General features: G+C 69.3%; 25 protein-coding genes and 1 pseudogene. 15 read left to right on the top strand and 11 right to left on the bottom strand.

All coding sequences use genetic code 11. From position 1 onward, the window contains the following. Positions 1–110 precede the first annotated feature (110 nt). Positions 111–383, top strand: coding sequence for an usg protein (locus BM140_RS10700; RefSeq protein WP_091945376.1), 273 nt, complete (start codon positions 111–113; stop codon positions 381–383). A 344-nt stretch (positions 384–727) separates the two neighbouring features. Here BM140_RS10700 and BM140_RS10695 read toward each other — a convergent pair whose 3' ends face one another. After that, positions 728–2,098, bottom strand: coding sequence for a tyrosine-type recombinase/integrase (locus tag BM140_RS10695; RefSeq protein ID WP_091945373.1), 1,371 nt, complete (start codon positions 2,096–2,098; stop codon positions 728–730). 577 nt (positions 2,099–2,675) lie between these two features. On the opposite strand from BM140_RS10695, the gene BM140_RS10690 reads away from it, so the two are divergent. Next, positions 2,676–3,206 carry a metallophosphoesterase gene (locus BM140_RS10690; protein ID WP_425287056.1) on the top strand — a complete coding sequence of 177 codons (531 nt, stop codon included), beginning with the start codon at positions 2,676–2,678 and terminating at the stop codon, positions 3,204–3,206. A gap of 1 nt (position 3,207) precedes the next feature. After that, positions 3,208–3,462: a hypothetical protein gene (locus BM140_RS10685; protein WP_091945370.1), complete on the top strand. Its 255-nt coding sequence runs from the start codon at positions 3,208–3,210 to the stop codon at positions 3,460–3,462. Here the strand turns inward: BM140_RS10685 and BM140_RS10680 are convergent. From BM140_RS10680 to BM140_RS10655, 6 genes are read right to left on the bottom strand one after another with little or no spacing between them, the layout of a single operon-like run. Beyond that, entirely contained in the window at positions 3,459–3,980 is a 522-nt protein-coding gene (locus tag BM140_RS10680) for a hypothetical protein (protein WP_091945367.1), read from the bottom strand. The two genes, BM140_RS10685 and BM140_RS10680, sit on opposite strands and share 4 nt — an antisense overlap. 30 nt (positions 3,981–4,010) lie before the next feature. Next, a complete protein-coding gene (locus BM140_RS10675) occupies positions 4,011–4,259 on the bottom strand; it encodes a hypothetical protein (RefSeq protein WP_131803789.1) in 249 nt (82 codons plus the stop codon). A gap of 44 nt (positions 4,260–4,303) precedes the next feature. Next, complete coding sequence (locus BM140_RS10670; RefSeq protein ID WP_091945361.1) at positions 4,304–4,705, bottom strand: hypothetical protein; 402 nt, start codon at positions 4,703–4,705, stop codon at positions 4,304–4,306. Then, on the bottom strand, positions 4,702–5,313 hold the full coding sequence (locus BM140_RS10665) for a hypothetical protein (protein WP_091945358.1): 612 nt from the start codon (positions 5,311–5,313) through the stop codon (positions 4,702–4,704). The genes BM140_RS10670 and BM140_RS10665 overlap by 4 nt, the downstream gene beginning before the upstream one ends. After that, a complete protein-coding gene (locus BM140_RS10660) occupies positions 5,310–5,843 on the bottom strand; it encodes a GcrA family cell cycle regulator (RefSeq protein WP_091945355.1) in 534 nt (177 codons plus the stop codon). Before BM140_RS10660 ends, BM140_RS10665 begins: the two co-directional genes overlap by 4 nt. After that, entirely contained in the window at positions 5,840–6,058 is a 219-nt protein-coding gene (locus BM140_RS10655) for a hypothetical protein (RefSeq protein ID WP_244535384.1), read from the bottom strand. The genes BM140_RS10660 and BM140_RS10655 overlap by 4 nt, the downstream gene beginning before the upstream one ends. Positions 6,059–6,368: 310 nt before the next feature. Here BM140_RS10655 and BM140_RS10650 point away from each other — a divergent pair, with 310 nt between their 5' ends. Both BM140_RS10650 and BM140_RS10645 read left to right on the top strand, forming a co-directional pair. Then, complete coding sequence (locus tag BM140_RS10650) at positions 6,369–7,241, top strand: hypothetical protein (protein ID WP_091945352.1); 873 nt, start codon at positions 6,369–6,371, stop codon at positions 7,239–7,241. Positions 7,242–7,355: 114 nt separating this feature from the next. After that, complete coding sequence (locus BM140_RS10645) at positions 7,356–8,186, top strand: hypothetical protein (protein ID WP_131803787.1); 831 nt, start codon at positions 7,356–7,358, stop codon at positions 8,184–8,186. An 81-nt stretch (positions 8,187–8,267) separates the two neighbouring features. Here BM140_RS10645 and BM140_RS25840 read toward each other — a convergent pair whose 3' ends face one another. Continuing rightward, positions 8,268–8,582: a hypothetical protein gene (locus BM140_RS25840; RefSeq protein ID WP_091945346.1), complete on the bottom strand. Its 315-nt coding sequence runs from the start codon at positions 8,580–8,582 to the stop codon at positions 8,268–8,270. A 106-nt stretch (positions 8,583–8,688) separates the two neighbouring features. Further along, positions 8,689–9,141 carry a hypothetical protein gene (locus tag BM140_RS10635; RefSeq protein WP_091945344.1) on the bottom strand — a complete coding sequence of 151 codons (453 nt, stop codon included), beginning with the start codon at positions 9,139–9,141 and terminating at the stop codon, positions 8,689–8,691. Positions 9,142–9,640: 499 nt separating this feature from the next. On the opposite strand from BM140_RS10635, the gene BM140_RS10625 reads away from it, so the two are divergent. Together BM140_RS10625 and BM140_RS10620 are read left to right on the top strand one after the other, a co-directional pair. Beyond that, positions 9,641–10,531: a 3'-5' exonuclease gene (locus BM140_RS10625; RefSeq protein ID WP_091945337.1), complete on the top strand. Its 891-nt coding sequence runs from the start codon at positions 9,641–9,643 to the stop codon at positions 10,529–10,531. A 608-nt stretch (positions 10,532–11,139) separates the two neighbouring features. Then, a complete protein-coding gene (locus BM140_RS10620; protein ID WP_091945334.1) occupies positions 11,140–11,463 on the top strand; it encodes an ArsR/SmtB family transcription factor in 324 nt (107 codons plus the stop codon). Positions 11,464–11,469: 6 nt separating this feature from the next. Here BM140_RS10620 and BM140_RS10615 read toward each other — a convergent pair whose 3' ends face one another. Both BM140_RS10615 and BM140_RS10610 read right to left on the bottom strand, forming a co-directional pair. Then, complete coding sequence (locus BM140_RS10615) at positions 11,470–12,786, bottom strand: ATP-binding protein (protein ID WP_091945330.1); 1,317 nt, start codon at positions 12,784–12,786, stop codon at positions 11,470–11,472. Beyond that, positions 12,783–13,445, bottom strand: a complete 663-nt coding sequence (locus BM140_RS10610; RefSeq protein WP_091945327.1) for a response regulator — start codon at positions 13,443–13,445, stop codon at positions 12,783–12,785. The genes BM140_RS10615 and BM140_RS10610 overlap by 4 nt, the downstream gene beginning before the upstream one ends. Positions 13,446–13,546: 101 nt before the next feature. Here BM140_RS10610 and dsbD point away from each other — a divergent pair, with 101 nt between their 5' ends. From dsbD to BM140_RS10570, 8 genes and pseudogenes are all read left to right on the top strand, one after another. After that, positions 13,547–15,283 carry a protein-disulfide reductase DsbD gene (gene dsbD, locus BM140_RS10605; protein WP_091945323.1) on the top strand — a complete coding sequence of 579 codons (1,737 nt, stop codon included), beginning with the start codon at positions 13,547–13,549 and terminating at the stop codon, positions 15,281–15,283. Between the two features lie 40 nt (positions 15,284–15,323). Beyond that, positions 15,324–15,959 (top strand): DsbA family protein, encoded by a 636-nt coding sequence (locus BM140_RS10600; protein ID WP_091945320.1) that lies wholly within the window; start codon positions 15,324–15,326, stop codon positions 15,957–15,959. Then, complete coding sequence (locus tag BM140_RS10595; RefSeq protein WP_091945316.1) at positions 15,959–16,807, top strand: L,D-transpeptidase; 849 nt, start codon at positions 15,959–15,961, stop codon at positions 16,805–16,807. The genes BM140_RS10600 and BM140_RS10595 overlap by 1 nt, the downstream gene beginning before the upstream one ends. Then, on the top strand, positions 16,794–17,255 hold the full coding sequence (locus tag BM140_RS10590) for a DsrE family protein (RefSeq protein ID WP_091945313.1): 462 nt from the start codon (positions 16,794–16,796) through the stop codon (positions 17,253–17,255). The genes BM140_RS10595 and BM140_RS10590 overlap by 14 nt, the downstream gene beginning before the upstream one ends. Before the next feature lie 253 nt (positions 17,256–17,508). Continuing rightward, a complete protein-coding gene (locus BM140_RS10585) occupies positions 17,509–17,934 on the top strand; it encodes a YeeE/YedE family protein (protein ID WP_091945311.1) in 426 nt (141 codons plus the stop codon). 3 nt (positions 17,935–17,937) lie between these two features. Next, positions 17,938–18,384: a YeeE/YedE family protein gene (locus BM140_RS10580; protein WP_091945308.1), complete on the top strand. Its 447-nt coding sequence runs from the start codon at positions 17,938–17,940 to the stop codon at positions 18,382–18,384. After that, a pseudogene (locus BM140_RS10575) lies at positions 18,381–18,914 on the top strand (sulfite exporter TauE/SafE family protein). The gene BM140_RS10580 and the pseudogene BM140_RS10575 overlap by 4 nt, the downstream one beginning before the upstream one ends. A gap of 21 nt (positions 18,915–18,935) precedes the next feature. Beyond that, on the top strand, positions 18,936–19,847 hold the full coding sequence (locus tag BM140_RS10570; protein WP_091945305.1) for an MBL fold metallo-hydrolase: 912 nt from the start codon (positions 18,936–18,938) through the stop codon (positions 19,845–19,847).

The following is a 19,847-nucleotide window of genomic DNA, read 5'->3' as shown; positions in this document are numbered from 1 at the left end:
TCTTGCTCAGACTGACCCTCTGCCCGATCCGCACCGGATCGGGTCCCGTCCCGACGGGTCGGTCGTGTTCGGAAGCATGTCGGGAGCCCGTGCTTCGACGAGGTGGACGCATGGCCCAGTCATCGGAGTTTCGTCGTCGGCTCGAAGGTTACGGCCTGACCACGGCCGAGATCCTGTATCACCTGCCCGACCACCCGCACCTGCTCCAGACCTTCATCTGGCAGCAGCTCGACCTCTTCCCGCGCTTTCCCGAGCTGAAGCGGTTCCTGGATTTCTGGCAGGAGCGGCTGGACGGGCCGCTGCATTCGGTGCGGGTGATGCACGGTCGCCTGATCAAGCCCGCCGAGCTGAAGACGGTCTCCGGGGAGTTCCACCTGCATTGAGCCGGAGGTTCGAAACGACCCCTGTCGGGTGAGGCCGGCCCGTCCCGACTGCGCGTGACCCGGTGCTCACCGCATGCCCGTTCCGGAAACGAAAACGGCTCCCGCGAGGGGAGCCGTTTTTCGTCGCCATCACCGCCGATGGGTGATGGTGGGCGCGACAGGGATCGAACCTGTGACCCCTACCATGTCAACGTAATCCCCGGGAATTCCGGTCCCCAAGGCTAGGGCCCGTTTCGGCAACGGCGACAGGGGCTTGCCGTGCGATCCCGTGCGTTCCCGTTGGTCCCCGTGCATCCCCATCTGGTCCCGGGACCGGCGTTTCCGGTCCCGTTCCGGCCCCACCCTCAGGCCGCCGCGGCGCGGGCCTGATACTCGACGTGGTGGTGGCCGTAGACCCGCTCGACCATCTTCGTCGACATGCCCAAAAACTCGCCTACCTCGCGGGGCGAGACGCCCGCCTGTAGGAGCAGGGTCGCCCGGGTGTGCCGCAGGATGTGGGGCGAAGGCATCCCGAGATCGTCGCGCGGATCGGCGTTGCCGACGCGCATCACGCCGTCGATGTCACGTCGGTCCAGGCCGGCGAGCGCGGCGAGGCGCCCGAACGCCTTGTCGACCCGCGACAGGGCAGCGCCCCGCTCGTGCACGACGTGCGTGCTGTCCGGGAGTTTCCTCCTGTCCGCCTCGCGCCACTCGACAAGCCGGGGCAGGAGCCGGTCAGGGATGCGGCATGGCGGCTGGTTCTTTCGCGACGAAGGCGCGTCCGGGCCGCAGCGGTGGTACGTCCGAGCCGTCAGGTCCATGTGGCCGTCGACACGATGGCGCGCCCAGCGCGTGTCGAGGATGGCGCCGGACCGGGTGCCGGTGGCGAAGCCGATCTCCAGGAACCTCTCCAGGTGGTCGTCCTCTATGAAGGCGTCGCCGGCGGACGCGCGCCACTGCGCGACGAACGGCGTGTCGGGCGCCCGCTGCCACTCGGGCTCCCCGGTCGCCAGGTCGGACGAGATCCAACGCCAGCCCTGGGCGACGCGGAGGAGCCGTGCGTACTCGCGTTCGGTCAGCCAGTCCGGATGTCCCTGCCCCGCCACGGGCATCGAGACGACGGGACGGGACGTGAGCGTGAATTCCCGGTGCCAGGCGCCGATCGCCGCGCTCAGCGTCTGCAGCTCGCGCCGGGCGGTTTGCTCGCTGATTGGCTTGCCGGGGCCCTTCGAGCCGCGCGGCCTGTGGCGCTCGGCGGTCCGGGCGACGACGTACGCCCGGCACGTCTGCCCGCGGACCTGCGCGAGCTTCTTGTCGCCCCAGTGCCGGAGGAGCGTGACGACGTGGATCGCTGCGAGGGCGGCATTCCCGCCCGCCGACCGTCCCCCGCCGCCGCCCGCGCCGATCTTGTCCTCAATCGCCTGCTCCTTCCGGTCGAGGACCGACAGGTAGAAGGCGAGCGCGGCCGCGACCGAGACGAGGCGCGGATCCTGGTTTGCCGGGTCGTCGGTGTCGGGCGCAACGATGGCGCGCTCGCGAGCGATCGCGTCGGCCTTCCGGTCCCGCTCTACGATGTGGAGCGCGTACGCCTTTTCAGCCTCTCCGCGAGTTCTAACACTGTCGCGGTCGAGGCGGATCTTGACGCGCTTGCCGGTTGCTGGGTCGTAATCCCGGATAGTCCACTGCTTCCGATCCTCTTCGTAGAGGAGGCTGGCGCCCTCACGCTTGCGTGCCATGACTGTTCCTTCCATTCCCTCAAGTTTCGCCGTGTCGTCAAATATGCGTGACCCGGTTTCATGGCTTTGAGGGATCCGTTGTCTATCGCTCTACGGAGTTGGAAGGTCGAAAACACGGGAAAGCCGAAGGGGCCCTCGATTTCAGGCGCCCAAACGGCAGTCTCTAGGCTGAGGAGCGTGTCCTCATGCGACGCGCGGATCTCGGCCCAAGCGCCCTCGCTTGGGTCCCACTCCGCGACTATGAGATGAAAAGTTGGCATGCAGGGATTCTCGCCCTCAGATCGCATTACTGCAAGGGCGAAGCAGACCTGACGGTAAACGAAACATCGCCAAAATGGCCTGGGCGCAACCCCCAAGTCCAGGGATTTCCCAATGCTGTTCGAGGGATGGCCTTGAACAGGAAATCTTCGTCGTGCAGGATGCCCTCATGACGCACGCTCGCTCTCGCTCGAAACGCTTGCCGGCCTGAAGGCCTGCCACCCGCCGCAGGGACACCCGCGGCATGCGTTCCGAATTCGAGGGGGCTTCCCCGATGCCGACCTTCTTCACATCAGACAGCCACGTAGGACATGCTGGGATGCTGTCCGATCGGATGGCCCGGCCCCGACCTTTCGCCACCATTGAGGAGCACGACGAGCACATCGTCAGCATGTGGAACAACCGCGTGTGCCGGGACGACCGGGTCTTCCATCTCGGAGACTTCGCGTACGGATGCAGCCTCGCCCACGCCAGATCCGTGTTCGAACGCCTCAACGGGCGCAAGACCCTCATCCGGGGGAACCACGACGCGCGAGGCGAGCGCCTCTCCTGGGATGGCGTCCACGACGTGATGCGCCTGACGGTGCAAGACCGCGGCATGCCGGCGCCGGTCGACCTCTGGCTGAGCCACTACTGCCATGTCACGTGGCCGGACGCGCACCGCGGCCGGGTTCACCTCTATGGACACTCCCATGGGGCGATCCCGCCGACCGTCCGATCATGTGACGTCGGCGTCGACTGTTGGCGCTTCCGGCCGGTGACCGTACCAGAGATACAGGCGTTCCTCGCGGACGTCGCCGCCCGGGAGGTCGGGGACGCCGCGGTCGACCGGCTCGCCGAGGCCGCCTGACATGCGGGGCGACTACAGCTTCAGCGATCCCCCGCCCGGCGCGGTCTGCTGCCTGTCGTGCGGCCGCGTCAGCATCGGGATGACGATCGCCGAGACGCAGGCCGCCGTCGACCGCGTGAATGCCGATCTGCGGCCGGGCGAGCGGCCGGTCGGGCTGTCCTATTTCCGTTGCTGCCCCGCCCCGCGGTTTCGGCCGGCCGTGCGAGGCGACATCCCGGACGGGGCCACGATCGGGACGGTGCTCGCCGAGGGCTAGGGCGCGAGGTGCCTGAGTGCGTCCATGTCATCCTGATGGACGGGAGGAGCGCGGTACGGTTTCGGCTCCCCGTTGCGGTGTGTCGTACCGGCGAGGAGATCCGCGAGCGAGCTGAAAGCGCGGTCTTCATAGCCAGGGGCGGTGACGACGACGCGTCTAGTCACGATGAGCCAGCGATCCCGCCTGTAGAGCGCCGCTCGCTCGGGCGACGCGGAGACGATTTTGCCAGCATCTGTTTCCGCTACAGCGATTTTGATTACGAGAGCGCAGTGCTCGACTGCGTCCGGAAGCCGGGCACGGAATGCCTTTACCGTCCCGCTCTTGATCAAGTCGCGACCGAACTTCGTCAGGGGAGCGGGCTTCGTAAGGGGAGCATCCTGCAGCAAGGGGTCATCGAAAAGGTCGGTAAGGACAGCCACACGCTGCGTCTCGACGACGAGCTTCGGATCGTACGTGAGCCCGTTGTCTCCGAACGGCAGAAAGTTGGGCGTGATTGGGCGAGTTTTCCAGGCGGGCATTGATCGACAGCTTTCAGGGTTAAGCTATAGTCACCATTCGCGGATGTGGCTGAGGTCCTTTGTCACGAAGTCGCGCGTATACATGCTACACGCGTGATGCTTTATCTTGAGTAAGCGGGCGTGGAGCCTCATGGCCTCGGCCGCAAGAGGGTGCTTGGCGAACTCCGGCGTCCGCGCCACGGCGAGGTCCTCAGCGACGACGCCCGCTAGCCCGGACCGGCGGAACCAGTGGCGCTGTGCATCGAACCCCACCGGCGGCTGCACGCTGGCATCGAGCATTGCCGCGACGCGCCGCGCGTGGATTACCGTCGGCGTGAGGGTGTCTAGCTGCAGGCGCAGGCGTCCGGGAGCGTGCACACAGTGACCCCCGGCCTCGACCCCGGCGGTAGCCGCGGCGTCGGACGTGCTTCCCGAAAAGGGCGCTCGGGGGCGGCCTCCCCACCGCCCTGCCCCGCCGCCTTCAGGGCTTCCAGCGCCTCGGCGCCGGCCGCCTCGTAGCCGCCGTGCGCCCGGATGTAGCCGCGCACGACGTCGATCGGGACGCCATCGTGGCGCAGGACGCCGGCGCGCCACTGACGAGCTGCCTCGAAGCGGTCCAGGCCGGCCGTCTCGCGGAGGGGATCGGTGAAGGGCGTCGTGACGACGAGGCGGCCGTCGAGAGCCTCGACGGCGAACCGGGTGCCATCCTTGCAGGCGACCGCGGCTGGCTTGAGGGGGTCGGTCACAGGGCGGGCTCCTTCTTCTTCGCGTAGGACAGGAGCGTGTCGACGATCTCCCCGTACGATGCGGCGCGCTGCTCGCAGAGCCGGGCTATCCGCGCATCGATCCAGGAGGCCGCCGACGTTAGCTTCGCGTGGTGGCGCCACTGCGCCGTGAGCGTCCGGCTGCTGGGGCGCCGGAGATCGCGGAGCGGCACTCGCTTGACGACGGTGCCCGCGTCCAAGCCGCCGGGCAGCCATCCCCAGTAGAGCGTTACGGTGCGGTCGGCGTCGCAGAGCGTGGTCGTGGCATAGGGGCTTGAGATCGCTGCCGCGGCCGCACGGTGCGGACCCTGCAGGCGATCGGCGGCGACTTCCTCGGCTTTGAGCTCGGCGAGGTGATCCGGCCGGATCCGCCAGCCGAGGCCACCGCGCGGCCCCGGAGCTGGCTCCGTCCACCCGTACCTGCCGAGGATCTCCATGAACGCGCGCGACCGCTCGGTCCAATCGGTCGGCAGCATCCTCTTCGGGCCGTACATCGTGAAATAGAGCGCCCTTGGATCGAAGCGCTCGACGCCATGCGCTGAGACCAGCCTGTCGCGGACGCTGACGTGGAAGTCGTCGGGGCGGGTCATGCGGCCCTCCTGGTGCGGAAGGAGGGGATCCACGCCGACGCCCGCGCGCCGGTCGGCACGGTGCAGACGGCTCGGTGCCCGTCGCACCACGGGCTGCCCGACGCGGTGGGATGGCCGCAGCATGTCGCCGGCGCGGCCTTCGGGTCGTCCGCGATGAAGCGGCAGGAGCCGTCCTTGATCTCGACGAGGGGGATCCGCAGCGACATGGGAACCGGCGCCGGGAGGGCGGGCGCAGGCCTCGGGCGTGGGGCGGGCGCCGGCTTCGGGGCGGCATCGGCGCGGGGGCGAGGCTTCCTGACGCGCTTCGGGGGCGGGCCGATGCGCCGCGGCTGGATCGGCGACGTCGCGAGCCGGCCTTTGTAAGACAGGCCGGCGCGGTGGGCGATCCCGATGACCGCAGACTTCGTGGCGGCGATCCCGTGCTCGGCGGAGATGACCGCCGCGATCTGGCAGGCCGGCATCTCGCGGGCGAGCCACAGCTGCGCGACGCGCGCCTTCGCGGCGTCGGGCCAACGTACGACCGTTCTCACGACAAGGCCTCCTCACGCTCGTAGCGAACGACGAGCTTCAAACCGAGCGCCCTCAGGACGGCCGGGCCCGGCTTCCTGACCCCGCGGCGGACGTCGCTCACGTAGACGTCGCTCACCCCCACACGGGCCGCCCACGCCTTCGCGGAGCCGTCCTCGGCGATCGCCGCCTCAAGGCGCGCCAGGGCGTCGGCCGTCCCCTCGACCGGCACCGGCACGACCGGTGCCCTCCTCACCACTCCTCTAGACATCGCAGCCACCTCTAAGCACCCGCGCTGACCGGCTGGTAAGCGCATGAGCTAAAGGTGAGATGTCAGAAGGTTCGCGTCAAGCACTCATTCGCATTCGTCTCAAAATTATTTGAGATAGAAAAGCGTTACATAGTTCAAGAAAAGCGTTACATTCTCCAATATCGCGTTACCTCCCTAATTGGACTTGCAAGAATACTGCCGGGGTGGCACATTTCGTCTGTGCGCTAACGAGCGAACCGGGCGCCCCGCCCGCAACCCTGGTTTCCCGAGCAAGGACATGACCCGCCGCCCCCCTCTCGACTTCGGCATGCAGTTTCAGGATGCCGGCACCCAGCGCCGGCGCGCCGACCGGCTGCCTCTGCACGTCGCCTCCCCCACGACCGTCGCGTTTGACGATGCCTACCGGCATGCCCGCCCGGCCATGGTGGCGGCCGGTTACTCGTGGACGGACCTCACGAGCGACGATGGAAAGCTGCGGGCGTGCTGGTGGGACCACGGCATCGACGTCGACCTCGCCGCGCTGGAGGCCGCCGTCGCCGATGCCGCCGTCGCAGGCGCCGCCGAGCGTACCGAGCGCGCCCGACAGGACGAGGAGCGCGCCGCCGCTCGCCGGACCGCCCACGCCGCCGAGGTCGCCGAGGTCCAAAAAATTTCAGGACCGATTCGCGAGGAACTCACGGCCCTGCTGGCCGGGCGGCAGTGGGCTTTCGGCAGGCACCTAACCGACGCCCGCCGGCTCGCCGAGGACAGCGAGTGGACGCATCGGTGCATGCAGTCCGCGGTGCGGGCGGTCGACGGCGCGGGGGCGAACATCGAGCGTGCGGAGACCCGCCTATCTCGGCCGGCACCGGCCGTTTGGTTCGCCAGGGCGGCGGATCCCGCCATCCGCACGGCCGTCCTCGAAGGCTGCCGATACATCTCCGCTCTCGACACCGACTGGGCGAGCGACAGGAACGGTATCGGCTGGAGCCAAGCGACGTCGTGGACGGGCCACGTGCTCTCCGAGCGAGACGCCCTCGACCAGGGCGCGGCGAGCCACGCCCTGCATCTTCTCTTCACCCACCGCAAACAGCTGCCGCCAGCCCTGCGCGCCCGCATCTTCGAGGGCGCCCTGCCGACCGAGAACGCCCAAGCCGCGCTCGCCCTCTGACTTTCAACGACGACTGCTTCAATCGGACGACACACACTCAGGACGGAGGACACCATGACCACAAAGGCCACCATCGAGACGCGGACGGCCGAGAGGGAGACGGAGGCCCGCGGCTTGCGGGCGCTCGCACGGGCCCTGCTGCGGGCGCTCCGGAAGCTGTGGAGAATGCTTTTCGGCGGGACGGGCGGCGACCTGGCGAGGGACTTCACCGCAGCCAAGGGGCTCGCCGGGCGGGCGGCGATCGCCGGCGCGCACGGCGTCGAGGGCGTCGGCAAGACCCTCGACTTCAGCTACCGCGCAGCGCACGGGGTCGCCAAGGGCGTGGGCGGTCTCCTCGGCGCCCTCGTTCCCCGCCCACCCGTCGGGCCCGCCGACGTCGCCGCCGCCGCGGCCGCGCAGGACAACCGCGAGGCAAGGGCCAACGACAACATCCGCGGGAGCGTCCATGCGGCGGTCTCGTCGGCGGCACCGGCGACGTCGGCTCGCGCACGCCTCGCGCCGCCTCCGCTCTCCCCGGTCGAGACCGTCGCCGTCGTCCGGGAAGCCGCTGCCCTGATGTCGCGGAAGGACCCGGGCGCGGCCGAGGTCATTGGACGGCTGCCCCATCAGGCAGGCAACTGGATGCTGCTTCTTGAGGACGGCGAGCTATCCCGGCTCGCCGCCCTTCCGTCCGGCGATCTCTGGCGGCACGTGTCGGGCGTGCAGACCGCCCCCGGGCTCCGGCCGATCGCCACCGTCTCCGCCGGGGCCATCCCGACGCAAGCGGAACTCGATGAGATCGTGAGGCGGTCGATGCGAGATCTGAAGCACAGCACGCACGAGATCGCCCGGATGGCGGAGCGGCCCGGTTCGGCCCCTCGCCCGCGCCTTCCCACTGAGCCCCTTTACGGCGAGGAAGCCGAGCGGTCCTTCGCGGCTTCCCCTAGGCCCGCCGTCGCCTACTAAGCCTCACCGACCGCCCAACCTAGAAGGCCCGCCGGAGCGATCCGGCGGGCCTTCTTAGTTTTATGGATCCTGAACCGCGGCTCAGGCGGCCTGACGCAGCGCGAGGGCGAGCCGGATGCTCTGCGCGCGCTCGGCGGCGAGAGCCTCCCGTGCCTCGGCGAGCTCGGCGCGGGTGCGGGCGAGCTCAAGCGCGAGCTCGTGGGCGGCGACGAGGGCGTCGTGCTCGCCGTCCCGGGCAGAGGCAAGCCGATCGGCGAGGCCCTGGTTCGCGTGTGCAGCCACAGCCCGGCGCTCGGCCATGTGGGCGAAAGCCCGATCGATGCCCCTGGCAGTCGCCACCCCAAACATGGCGGCCTTGGAAGCGACGTCCATCGACAGGTGGGAAGTGACGGTCACGGCTCTCTCCGGGCGTTCGGATCTCGTGCGACTATGAGCGCCTGGCTGGAGTCCCGGGTCAACCGGATTTCGGAGCTATCCCTGGGCTCCGGTTAACGTCACCTCGTCAATCGACGTCGTCGAAGATGAGGTCCTCGACTTCCCCGTTACTCTTAGACTTTGAAACGGCGATCTCCGTCACAGCGTGACGCGCGCGCGGGGACTGAAGGAGCCGCTTGTGGACCGCCTCCGCGACCGCCTTCTTGTCGTAGACCACGACGTCGCGGCCGGCCTCGGCGTCGCGGCGGGACCTCGCGACGAGCTGCCCGCTGATCCGGAGGAGGATTTCCCGGACGGGGATCGCCGACGCCGTCCGGCCGTCGACGACCGTTGCGAGAAGGGCATCCCGCACGGCGTCGGCGATCGCACGGTCCAGGGTCGCCGGGTCCGGGCGGCCCTCGTCCCGCCAGCGCTGCCTCAGCTCTCTCATGCGACCGGCGGTCTGACGGCGGATCCTGCCGACGCGCGCCGCGCCGGTCTCTTTGTAGGCGTGGGCGGGGTAATAGTCGGTCTGGCGCATGGGGATCTCCGAGGTCTTCGGAGCACATGATGCCACTGCGTCATGCAAGGGACGCTACATGTGACGCCAAGCTGAACGGGTGTTCAGTTTCACGGGCGCACGGCGGGCGCAGTGAGGCGCACGTCGGCCTGACGTCAGGCTGGCTCAAGGATGATGCGGGCCCTCAGGCCGAGGGACGCCGCAACGGCGAGCTGGCGGTCGAGGTCCCAAGATGTGATGTCGCCCGACCTCAGGGCCGTCCGGACCTTTGGGGAGGCGATGCCCGCGGGGTACCTCCCGAGAGAGGGCGTCCGCTCGACGGCCTTTGCAGTCACGTCGGGCGAGGCAGCATCAAGGGCGGCGGCGAGCTGCGCGGTGCTGACCGCCCCACAGGCTTGCGCTGTGGACGGACCGGCGTTCTCCGCTGGTCAGCCTGTCATAGCCGCGGTTAAGCTGACCAATACAGCCGCACGGCAGAAGTGCCGCCGGCCAGGGAGAACCAAGCCGGGACCGTGTCGCCGTGAACCAGCCCCTCGACAGCATCGCGACCGTGCTTGAAGGCACCGGCGACTACCGCGTGCTGCGGCGGCTCACGCCGTTGGTGGACTGCGCCGAGGCGCCCGACGAGCCGACGTTCATCGGCCTGGTGCTCGACACCGAAACCACTGGCACTGACTTCGCCACCGACGAGGTGATCGAACTCGGCATCCTCAAATTCGAGTATGGCGCCAGCGGGCGCATTTATCGTGTGCTGCAGACGTTTAACCAGCTGCACCAACCCCAAAAACCGATCCCGCCGGAAATCACTCGCCTGACCGGGATCACCGATGCCGCCGTGGCTGGCCAACGGATCGACGATGCCGCCGTGCAGGCCCTAGCGGCCGATGCTGCGGTGGTGATCGCCCACAACGCCAGCTTTGACCGGCAGATGTGCGAGGGCCGCTGGCCGGTGTTTGCCGAGAAGAACTGGGCCTGCTCCTGCCACCAGATCCCGTGGCGCGCCGAGGGTCACGAGGGCATGAAGCTCGGCTATCTGCTGATCGACCATGGATTCTTTCACAACGGTCACCGGGCGATCGATGACTGCCACGCCCTGCTGCGGTTGCTCGATAGCCCCCTGCAGACCTCCGGGCGCCTGGCCCTCTCCTGTCTCCTCGAAACCGCCCGCCGGCCGACGGTACGCCTATGGGCGCAGGGCTCGCCGATCGAGACCAAGGACCTGCTTAAGGCGCGCCGCTACCGTTGGAGCGGCGCACGGCGCTGCTGGTACATCGATCTGGAGGAGGACCAGATCGAGATCGAGCGCTCGTTCCTGAGCGAAGCAATCTACCGTCGCCCCTGTGGCGAGTTGCCGGCCGACCGGTTCACGGCTCGCGACCGGTTCTCCGCGCGCACTAACCCCGAGTTTTAGCGGTCGGTCCTCGCGGTCCGGGCCGTCCCAGTCGTCGCGAAGGGTCAGCTGGCCGACCAAGTCGTGCAGCTGCTCCGGCAATTCGTCGTCCTCCGCCGTCTTGAGCAGCCGAACAATCGGTGTGCGAACTCCTGACCCATAGCGGCCCCTCCACACTGCGGCCTTCGTCGTCCGCTACGACGCGGGAAGCGGACCTCGTAGAAGTACTCACGGCCTCGCTGGTCGGGCGGATGCAGCGCGTGCCGTGAACCCTGCGAACAAGATCACCAACATCAGCGCCTAGTCGCTGCTGCCCGTGCCGACGCGTAGCTGTTGATAGCCAAGCCAGTGATCTGACTTCGAACATCAAAGTTCCGCACTGCGGCAACTTAGAGTAAATAGGGGCCGCCATCGCTGAGGCGGTCCTTATTCGTTGCTACCGGCTCAAATCACCCCCGTGGTGGCTCTGCCTGGCCACTTCGGGAACGACGGTAGCAAGGCGGCACCAGGGAGCCGCGATGGCCTTCCGGGCGAAGCGGAAAAAGGGCGACAAGGAAGTGGGCGCAGCTGGTGACTTCATGTTAGAATTACCTAAATAAGGTAATTCTAACATGTCGGAACATCGACCGATGGACGCCGTCACGCCGACCGACCTGATGCGCCTGCAGGATAAGGCGGCCGACGCGGCCCGCCTGCTGCGTCTCCTCGCCAACGAGAAGCGGCTGCTGATCCTGTGCCTGCTGGTCGCCCGCGGCGAGATGGACGTGACCAGTCTCGCCGGGGAGGTCGAGCTAAGCCAATCGGCCCTGTCGCAGCACCTCGCCAAGCTGCGCGAGGACGGGTTGGTCGCCTTCCGGCGCGAGAGCCAGACGATCCACTACCGGCTGGAGGACCCTAGGGCCGCGCGGGTGCTGGCGACCCTCAAGGACATCTTCTGCCCGGAGTTCGGCTGACCGGTCTCAGCCCGGGAGGATTTCCGCCTCAAGCCCCGGGCGATCCGTCCGGTTGCGCAGACGAAGGCTGAGGCCACTTCGGCGGGACGCCATCTCGGCGATGGCGAGGCCGAGGCCGCTACCTGTCGCGCTCTTGTGGCGTCCCCGGAAGAACCGTGTCGTGACGTGGGGCAACTCGTCTTCCGGGATGCCCGGCCCCTCGTCGCGGACGACGATGCCCCCGCCATCCGGCCGCGCGCCCCAAGCCACCGTGCCGGTCTCCATGTGCTGCACGGCGTTCTCGTGCAAATTCCGGACGGCGAGGCGCAAGCCGTCCGGGTCAGCCCGCAGGATATAGCCGCGCAAGCGCGGGTCGATCTGAGTCCGGACTCCGGGGGGCGTCCGCATACCTTCCACGGTCTCCGTTACCAGTGCGCCGACGTCGACTTCCGCCAGGGAGGGTGTTTCCCCCGCGGCGTCGAGCCGGGCGGCGTCGAGCAACTGGCGGACGAGGCGCGTGGTCCGGTCGACGGCTGCCAGGATCTGGCGCAGCGCCGCCTTCGCAACGTCCGGGTCGGTGGCAGCCATGGCGACCTGGGCCTGGACCTTGAGGCCAGCGAGCGGTGTTCGCAACTCGTGTGCGGCGAAGGCAGTCACCTCCCGTTCGTGCCGGCGTGCGGATTCGACCTTGAGGAATAGCCCGTTGAGAGCGTCGGCCAGGGGCCGCACCTCAGCGGGCGCGCGGCTCGCGTCGATGGCGCTCATGTCGTCCGCGTCGCGACCTGCGAGGTCCCGCGCCATCAGCCGCAAGGGACGCAAGCCCCGCCCGAGGCTCGCCCAGATCAGCATGCCGAGCAGCGGCACCATCAGGATGGCGGGCGTGACCAGGCCCATGATGAGGTCGGTGACGAGGCGCTCGCGTAGGCCAAGACGGTCACCCACCATGACCCGCACGCCCCTCTCGGCATCCTCCACGGTGAACACCCGCCAGGTCTCGCCGTCGACCTCGCGCTGCGAGAAGCCCGCCGGCGCGTCGGTCAGGCGCCGCTCCGGGGCCCCGGTCGACCGTGCGACCATGCGTCCGTCGAGGGACCAGATCTGGCAGGAAAGCTGCCGCTCGTAGGCCGTCGGGGCCGGGAAGGTTCGGGCCCCCGCGTTCGGGTCCGGGCCGCCGACCGCGCCCACCAGGGAGCTGACCATGCGGGCAGCTTCCTGCAGGCGGTTGTCGAGGACCTGTTCCACCTCGCGCTTCGAGCCAAGGTAGATCCAGGCGACCGCGCTGAGCCAGATCAGGCCGGTGGCGAGGACGAGGATGGCGAAAAGCCTGACGCGGAGCGACCTCATGCGGGTGCCCTCATCCGGTATCCGAGACCTCGGACCGTCTCGATGGCATGCTTGCCGATCTTGGCGCGCAGGTTGTGCACATGGACCTCGACCGCGTTGCTCTCGACCTCCTCCTGCCAGCCGTAGAGCCGCTCCTCCAGCTCGGCTTTGGACCGAAGCACGTCAGGTCGTTCCATGAGGGCCGCCAGAACCATCACCTCGCGCCGGGAGACGGCGACCGGCACACCGTCGACGGTGACGGCGAGGCTGCCGGGGTCGAGCCGGATGCCACCGTGCTCCAGGATCGCCGCGGCCCGCCCCGAGGCCCTCCGGACGACGGCGCGGATGCGGGCCGAGAGCTCGTCGAGGTCGAAGGGCTTGCCGAGGTAGTCGTCGGCGCCACCGTCGAGCCCGGCGATCCGGTCCGACACGGCGTCCCGGGCCGTCAGCAGGACGACCGGCGTCCGGTCGTTCCGTCGCCGAAGCCCCCGCAACACGTCGAGGCCAGAGCCGTCGGGCAGCATCAGGTCGAGCACGATGGCCGAGAACGCGCTCGTGGCCAGCGCCGCCTCGGCGTCGGCGCAGGTCGCGACACAATCGACCGTCGCCCCGCCCAGGCCCAAGCCAGCCCGGAGCCCGTCCGACAGGATGGTGTCGTCCTCGACGACGAGGATGCGCATGCGTGTCTCCCTTCACGGCCCCATCCTCCGGGCCCCGCTTAAGCCTGGCTTAAGCTGCGTTTCCGACCCGCGGCGGGCCGATCCGATCCCGGACCCCGCCCATGCCGAACGTGTTCACCCACCTCATCCTCGCCGCCCTGGTCTGGACCGGCTCCTCGCTGTGGTCGCCCGGGCAGTGCAGCGAGCCCGGTGCGCGGCCGACGCCCTTCGCCGTCGATGCGGCCCGTGACCCCGACCTCTCGCTGCGCATGCGATGGACCATCGCCCCCGGCACCTACCTCTACCGCGACAAGATCGCCGCCACCGACGCGAGCGGCAGGGAGCTTCCCGTCAGCACCCAGCCCGGCGAGACCAAGGACGACCCCAATTTCGGGCCGACGGAAGTCTATCACGGCGCGACGGAGGCCATCGTGCCGGGTGCGGCCCTCTCGGGGGTGCGCGAGGTGCGCGTCACCTATCAGGGCTGTGCCGAGAAGGGCATCTGCTACCCGCCGATCAACACGGTCATCGAGGTGCCCGCGCCAGGTCCGCAGGCGACCGCCGCGACGCTGGCAACGGACGCGCAGCCCGAGCCCGACAGGGGCCTGCTCTCGGGCCATCTCGCGGGCGTCCTGGCGACTTTTCTTGGGCTCGGCCTGCTCCTGGCCTTCACCCCTTGCGTGCTCCCGATGGTCCCGGTGCTGGCGGGCATGCTGGCCCGGTCCGGGGAGCGGCCCTCGGCCGGACGAGGTTTCGTCCTCTCCGGTACCTACGTGCTCGCGATGGCGCTGGCCTACGGAACGCTCGGCGTGGCGGCGGCATGGTCCGGGCGCAACCTTCAGGTCACGCTCCAGACTCCCGTTGCGCTCGGGCTCCTCGCCGCAGCCTTCGTCGCCCTGGCGCTGTCGATGTTCGGGGTCTTCGACCTGGCGCTGCCGTCCGCCGTCTCCGGCCGGCTGTCACGCCTGAGCGGGCGTCGGTTCGGCGCGCTCGGCGCCGCCGCCATGGGCTTCACCTCCGCCCTGATCGTCGGGCCCTGCGTGACGCCGCCGCTCGCCGCAGCCCTCCTCTACGTCGCCCAGACCGGCGACGTGGCGCGCGGCGCCGCTGCCCTGTTCGCGCTCGGCCTCGGCATGGGCCTGCCGCTGATCGCGTTCGGGACGTTCGGGGCGGGTATCCTGCCGAAGTCAGGCCCCTGGCTGGTCGCGGCCAAGCAGGCCTTCGGGGTAGTCTTCGTCGCATTGGCCATCACCATGGTCTCGCGCCTCGTGCCGTCCGAAGTCACTCTCGTTCTCTGGGGCGCGCTGGCGATCGGCATCGGCGCGTTCGTCGGGGCGTTCGACGTCGTCAGGGCGGGTGCCGCGGGCCGACTGAGCAAGGTCGCCGGTATCGTTGCCGTGACCTACGGTTGCGCCCTCGTCGTCGGCGCCGCGAGCGGCGGGACTGACCCGCTCCGGCCGCTCGCGGGCTTCGGCCAGTCGCGAGCGGTCCACGTCGAGGAGAGCCGGACGGTCTCCTCCGTCCCGGCGTTCGAGGCTGCCCTCGCGGCGGCCCGTACCGAGGGCAAGCCGGTGCTCGTCGAGTTCGCCGCCGATTGGTGCACCGTCTGCAAGACGAACGAGCGGACGGTCCTGGCCGATGCCGGCATCCGGACGAGACTGAAGGCCGTCTCGGTCATCCGCGCCGACGTCACCCGCGACGACGATGCCACCCGTGCCCTGATGCGGCGCTTCGAGGTCGTCGGACCGCCGACCCTCATCCTGATGCGCCCCGACGGCGGCGAGGTCCGTGAGGCCCGCACCGAGGGCGAGCTCACGGTCGATGACCTGAAGCGCCGCCTCGCCCTCGTCGGCGCCTGAGTCGCTCCCTTTCGGAAAACCGACTTTCACGGAGAACACCATGGACCGCAGGACCCTGCTCGCCCTTCTGCCCGCCGTCGCGCTCGCGCCCGCCCTGCTTTCGCTGGCGCCCCCCATCGAGGAGGCTTTCGCGCAGGGCGTTGACCCGAACGCGATCCTCAACGACCCCGAGGCGCCGGTCTCGGGCAACCCGAAGGGTGACCTGACCATCGTCGCCTTCCTCGATTACAACTGTCCCTTCTGCAAGAAGGCCGAGCCCGACCTCAACCGCTTGGTGAAAGCGGATGGGCGAATCCGTCTTGTCCATAAGGACTGGCCGATCCTCGGGGACGCCTCCGTCTACGGCGCCCAGCTCGCCCTCGCGGCGAAGTACCAGGGCCGCTACGACGAAGTGCACCGCGCGCTCATGGCGATCCCGGGTCGCAAGATTCCCAAGGAGCGGATGCTGGAGGCGGTGGCCGCCTCGGGCGTCGACGTCGCCCGCCTGGAAGAGGACCGGAAGGCGCACCAGGGCGAGATCTCCGCCCTGCTTCAGCGCAACCTCGACCAAGCGGACGCCCTGGGGCTCCAGGGAACGCCGGTCTTCCTGATCGGCCAGCTCAAGGTCGCGGCGGCCCTCGATTACGACGGCTTCAGGCAGGCGGTCGCCCAGGCCCGGGCGCGGGGTCGCTCGTGATGCCGCGGCCACTCCGCCTCACCACGTTGATCGGGCTCGCCTCGGCGCTCGGCGCCTGCTCGACCTCACAGGGGGCTCCGGCCCCCGTCGCGGAAGCCCGGCCGCAGATCGCCCCGGAGGTCTTGCGCCGGTACGCCGCCGTCACGGACGAACCCTTCCCGGTCGAGGCGGTCGATCCGCGCGACCTCAAGGCGCGCAACGTCCGCCAGTTGGTCAACTACCCGTCGAAGGAGCCGCCCGGCACCCTCGTCGTCGATCCCTACAGGCGCTTCCTCTACCTCGTCATGGAGGGTGGCAAGGCGATGCGCTACGCGGTCGGGGTGGGCAAGGCCGGCTTCGAGTTCACCGGCGAGGCGACCGTCGCCCGCAAGGCGTCCTGGCCACGCTGGACGCCGACGCCCGACATGCTCCGGCGTGATCCGGAGCGGAACGGGCGCTGGGCCGGCGGCATGCCGGGCGGCGACAGGAACCCGCTCGGCGCCAGGGCGCTGTACCTTTTCAAGGACGGGAAGGACACGCTCTACCGCATCCACGGCACGACGGAGCCCTGGAGCATCGGCGAGGCGGTGTCCTCAGGTTGCATCCGCATGCTGAACCAGGACGTGATCGACCTGCACCGGCGCGTCCCCACCGGCACGAAGGTGGTGGTGCTCGGGTCCCGGGGCACCGTGCACGCTGCACGGCCAAAAGCGCCGGAGACGACGGGCAGCCTCGGGAACGGCGCATCCGCCGGACTGACGCCGGACGACGGCCTCGATCATGCGGGGCTCGACAACCTATCGCGCAACGCGTCGGAAGCACCCGAGCCTCCGGCCTACGACAGGGAGGCGGACGATGACGATCTTTAGGAGCCTGATGATCGCGGTCGTTCTTGCGACCCTGGGCTTAGGGGCGGCCCATGCCGGCTCGGAGGCGCCGGTCGGGTACTATGCCGACCAGAAGGTGGTCTACCACAACGACGGCGGCCCCGACGGAGCCACCTACTTCAAGCGCCTGCTCGGCAACCTGCGCAACCACGTCGAGGCCGTGGGCAAGGCCCATGTCGAGATCCGCGTGGTGAGCCACAGCGACGGAGTCGCGCTCTTCCAGGCGGCCGCGAACGACAAGGAGGTCGCCGCCCGCATCGATGCCCTCAAGGGGATGGGCGTTCGGTTCCTCATCTGCGCCAACACTTTGCGCGAACGGAAGATCGACCGTGGCACGCTCTACGGCGTCACAGAGGACGACGTCGTGCCGAGCGGTGTCGCCGAACTGGCGCGGCTGCAGGGCATGGGTTTCGCCTACATCCATCCCTGAGCTGGTCGAACGGGGAAAGACGATCCTCCCGTCGGCATCGACGCCACGCCATCGATGGCGTCTGCCCAAAGGCGAAGGCGCCCGTGCGTTACCGCACCCCCTCACCGCTTCCCAAATTAGGCCGTCGATTTCACGCTTGCCGTTCCATTAGTGAATGCTAAATAAGGGGCATCTAATGTAATGACTTGGCAGGGGAGGACGTCCCTTGCAGTCAGCCGGGCATCCCCCGGACCACCGCCTGGGAGCGACCACCATGGATGGCTTCACGCCTGTCAGCGCCCTCGCCGGCGGTGCCTTGATCGGCACCTCCGCCGCCCTGTTCCTGCTCCTCAACGGACGGATCGCCGGCATCAGCGGCATTCTCGGCGGCCTCCTAACCCCGCCGTCTCGCGAGACGGGCTGGCGCGCCGCCTTCGTGGCAGGACTCGTCCTGGCGCCGTTCGCCTACGCCGGCCTGGGTGGCAGCCTGCCGCCGATGACGGTGGATGCCTCGTTCCCGCTGCTCGTCGTCGCCGGCCTGCTGGTCGGGTTCGGATCGCGCCTCGGTGCCGGCTGCACGAGCGGCCACGGGGTCTGCGGCATCGGCCGTGGCTCGCTCCGCTCCGTGGTCGCCACCGGCACCTTCATGGCCGTCGCCATCCTGACCGTCCTCGTCGTGCGTCATCTCGTCGGAGCCTGAGCCATGGCCAAGATCGTCTCCGCCTTCGCCGTCGGCCTCCTGTTCGGCCTTGGCCTCCTCGTCTCCGGAATGGCCGATCCGGCCAAGGTCCTCGCCTTCCTCAACGTGACCGGGCGCTGGGACCCGAGCCTCTCCTTCGTCATGGCAGGCGCCGTCGCGGTCTCGGCGACGGGCTATTTCGTGGCGCGGCGCCGTGGGCGGCCGTTGCTCGCCTCCCGGCTTGAGATCCCGACCCGGCGCGACCTCGACCCGCGCCTGATCGCCGGCGCCGCGGTGTTCGGTCTCGGCTGGGGCCTTGCCGGCCTTTGCCCCGGGCCGGCGCTCACCCTGCTGACGGTGGCACCGGCGCAAGCGGTGACCTTCGTCGCCGCCATGGTCGCCGGGATCCTGGCGTTTCGCCTTCTCCCGGCGGCAGCCCCGAAGCCGGCGGTCCAGGGAGCCGACGCATGACGCCCGGCCTGCTGACATCCGGCCTTGCCGCCGGCTCGGGCGGGGCCGTCGGCGTGATCCTCGGTCTCGTCGGCGGGGGGCTCGATCCTCGCGGTTCCGCTCCTGACCTACGTCGTCGGCGTGTCCTCGCCACATGTGGCGATCGGCACCAGCGCCCTGGCGGTGTCGGTCAGCGCGGCCGGCAACCTCGTCCCGCAATGGCGGGCCGGTAACGTGAAGTGGCGATTCGCGGCGGCGTTCTCGGTCGCCGGCGTCCTCGGCGCGCTGGCCGGCTCGGTCGCCGCGCAGGCGGTCGACGGCTAGAGCCTCCTGGCCCTGTTCGGCGTCGTGATGCTGGTGGTCGGGGGCCTGATGCTGCGCAAGGGGCGCGGTGACGGCAACCCCGAGATGCGCCTGACCAAGGCGAGCGCCCCGGTGCTCCTGCCCTGCGCAAGCGCGCCCTGACCGTTACCTTCGCCGGCCTCGTCATCCTGGTCGGCCTCTACGTCGTCGCCCGCGGGGCCCTGCCACTCCTCGGCTCCATCACCTGAACCCGAAAGAGGAGGCGTTTCATTTCGGACCAGACCATCGAAGCCCTGCGCGGGCATCCCATCGTGACCAGCTTCGATGACGAGCCGACCGGCAGCATCCAGTACGTCGTCACGGACCCCGAGACGAAAAGCTGCGCCATCATCGATCCGGTGCTCGACTTCGACCCGAAGTCCGGCGCGACCGCGACCCGCTCCGCCGATGCCCTGCTCGCCCACATCGAGCGCGAGCGCTACGAACTGGAGTGGATCCTCGATACCCACCCGCACGCCGACCACTTCTCGGCGGCTGGCTACCTGCACGACAAGACCGGCGTCCCGACCGCCATCGGCGAGAAGGTCGTCGACGTGCAGCGGCTCTGGAAGGGGCTCTACGACCTGCCCGACACGTTCCGGACGGACGGCTCGCAGTGGGACCGGCTCTTCGCCGACGGCGAGCGCTTCCGGATCGGCGACCTCGACGTCGAGGTGATGTTCACGCCGGGCCACACCCTGGCCTCCATCGCCTACCGGATCGGCGACGCCGCCTTCATCCACGACACGCTGTTTATGCCCGACAGCGGCTCGGCGCGGGCCGACTTCCCGGGCGGCAGCGCGTATGCGCTCTGGCGCAGCATCCAGCGCATCATGGCCCTGCCGGACGAGACCCGGCTCTTCACCGGGCACGATTACCGCCCGGACGGGCGCGAGGCGGCCTGGGAGAGCACGGTGGCCCGGCAGCGGGCCGAGAAACCGCACCTCGTCGAGACCCCGACCGAGGAGGCGTTCGTCCGCATGCGCGACGCACGCGACCGCGAACTGCCGATGCCCAAGCTCATCCTGCATTCCCTGCAGGTGAACATCCGAGGCGGCCGCCTGCCCGAGCCCGAGGCGGACGGCAGGCGTTACCTGAAGATCCCGCTGGACGCCCTCGACGGCACGGCCTGGGGCGAGTGA

Origin of the sequence: Methylorubrum salsuginis (assembly GCF_900114375.1) — a bacterium.
GTDB lineage: Bacteria > Pseudomonadota > Alphaproteobacteria > Rhizobiales > Beijerinckiaceae > Methylobacterium > Methylobacterium salsuginis.
The sequence above is the reverse complement of the archived record's forward strand: the minus strand, read 5'-3'. Positions and strand labels throughout refer to the sequence as shown.

What these genes read in the sequence shown, in the direction of transcription:
- BM140_RS10700 (WP_091945376.1), top strand. Translation starts at nt 111, where the DNA reads ATGGCCCAGTCATCGGAGTTTCGTCGTCGGCTCGAAGGTTACGGCCTG.
- BM140_RS10695 (WP_091945373.1), bottom strand. Translation starts at nt 2,098, where the DNA reads ATGGCACGCAAGCGTGAGGGCGCCAGCCTCCTCTACGAAGAGGATCGG.
- BM140_RS10690 (WP_425287056.1), top strand. Translation starts at nt 2,676, where the DNA reads ATGCTGTCCGATCGGATGGCCCGGCCCCGACCTTTCGCCACCATTGAG.
- BM140_RS10685 (WP_091945370.1), top strand. Translation starts at nt 3,208, where the DNA reads ATGCGGGGCGACTACAGCTTCAGCGATCCCCCGCCCGGCGCGGTCTGC.
- BM140_RS10680 (WP_091945367.1), bottom strand. Translation starts at nt 3,980, where the DNA reads ATGCCCGCCTGGAAAACTCGCCCAATCACGCCCAACTTTCTGCCGTTC.
- BM140_RS10675 (WP_131803789.1), bottom strand. Translation starts at nt 4,259, where the DNA reads ATGCTCGATGCCAGCGTGCAGCCGCCGGTGGGGTTCGATGCACAGCGC.
- BM140_RS10665 (WP_091945358.1), bottom strand. Translation starts at nt 5,313, where the DNA reads ATGACCCGCCCCGACGACTTCCACGTCAGCGTCCGCGACAGGCTGGTC.
- BM140_RS10650 (WP_091945352.1), top strand. Translation starts at nt 6,369, where the DNA reads ATGACCCGCCGCCCCCCTCTCGACTTCGGCATGCAGTTTCAGGATGCC.
- BM140_RS10635 (WP_091945344.1), bottom strand. Translation starts at nt 9,141, where the DNA reads ATGCGCCAGACCGACTATTACCCCGCCCACGCCTACAAAGAGACCGGC.
- BM140_RS10620 (WP_091945334.1), top strand. Translation starts at nt 11,140, where the DNA reads ATGGACGCCGTCACGCCGACCGACCTGATGCGCCTGCAGGATAAGGCG.
- BM140_RS10615 (WP_091945330.1), bottom strand. Translation starts at nt 12,786, where the DNA reads ATGAGGTCGCTCCGCGTCAGGCTTTTCGCCATCCTCGTCCTCGCCACC.
- BM140_RS10610 (WP_091945327.1), bottom strand. Translation starts at nt 13,445, where the DNA reads ATGCGCATCCTCGTCGTCGAGGACGACACCATCCTGTCGGACGGGCTC.
- dsbD (WP_091945323.1), top strand. Translation starts at nt 13,547, where the DNA reads ATGCCGAACGTGTTCACCCACCTCATCCTCGCCGCCCTGGTCTGGACC.
- BM140_RS10600 (WP_091945320.1), top strand. Translation starts at nt 15,324, where the DNA reads ATGGACCGCAGGACCCTGCTCGCCCTTCTGCCCGCCGTCGCGCTCGCG.
- BM140_RS10595 (WP_091945316.1), top strand. Translation starts at nt 15,959, where the DNA reads ATGCCGCGGCCACTCCGCCTCACCACGTTGATCGGGCTCGCCTCGGCG.
- BM140_RS10590 (WP_091945313.1), top strand. Translation starts at nt 16,794, where the DNA reads ATGACGATCTTTAGGAGCCTGATGATCGCGGTCGTTCTTGCGACCCTG.
- BM140_RS10585 (WP_091945311.1), top strand. Translation starts at nt 17,509, where the DNA reads ATGGATGGCTTCACGCCTGTCAGCGCCCTCGCCGGCGGTGCCTTGATC.
- BM140_RS10580 (WP_091945308.1), top strand. Translation starts at nt 17,938, where the DNA reads ATGGCCAAGATCGTCTCCGCCTTCGCCGTCGGCCTCCTGTTCGGCCTT.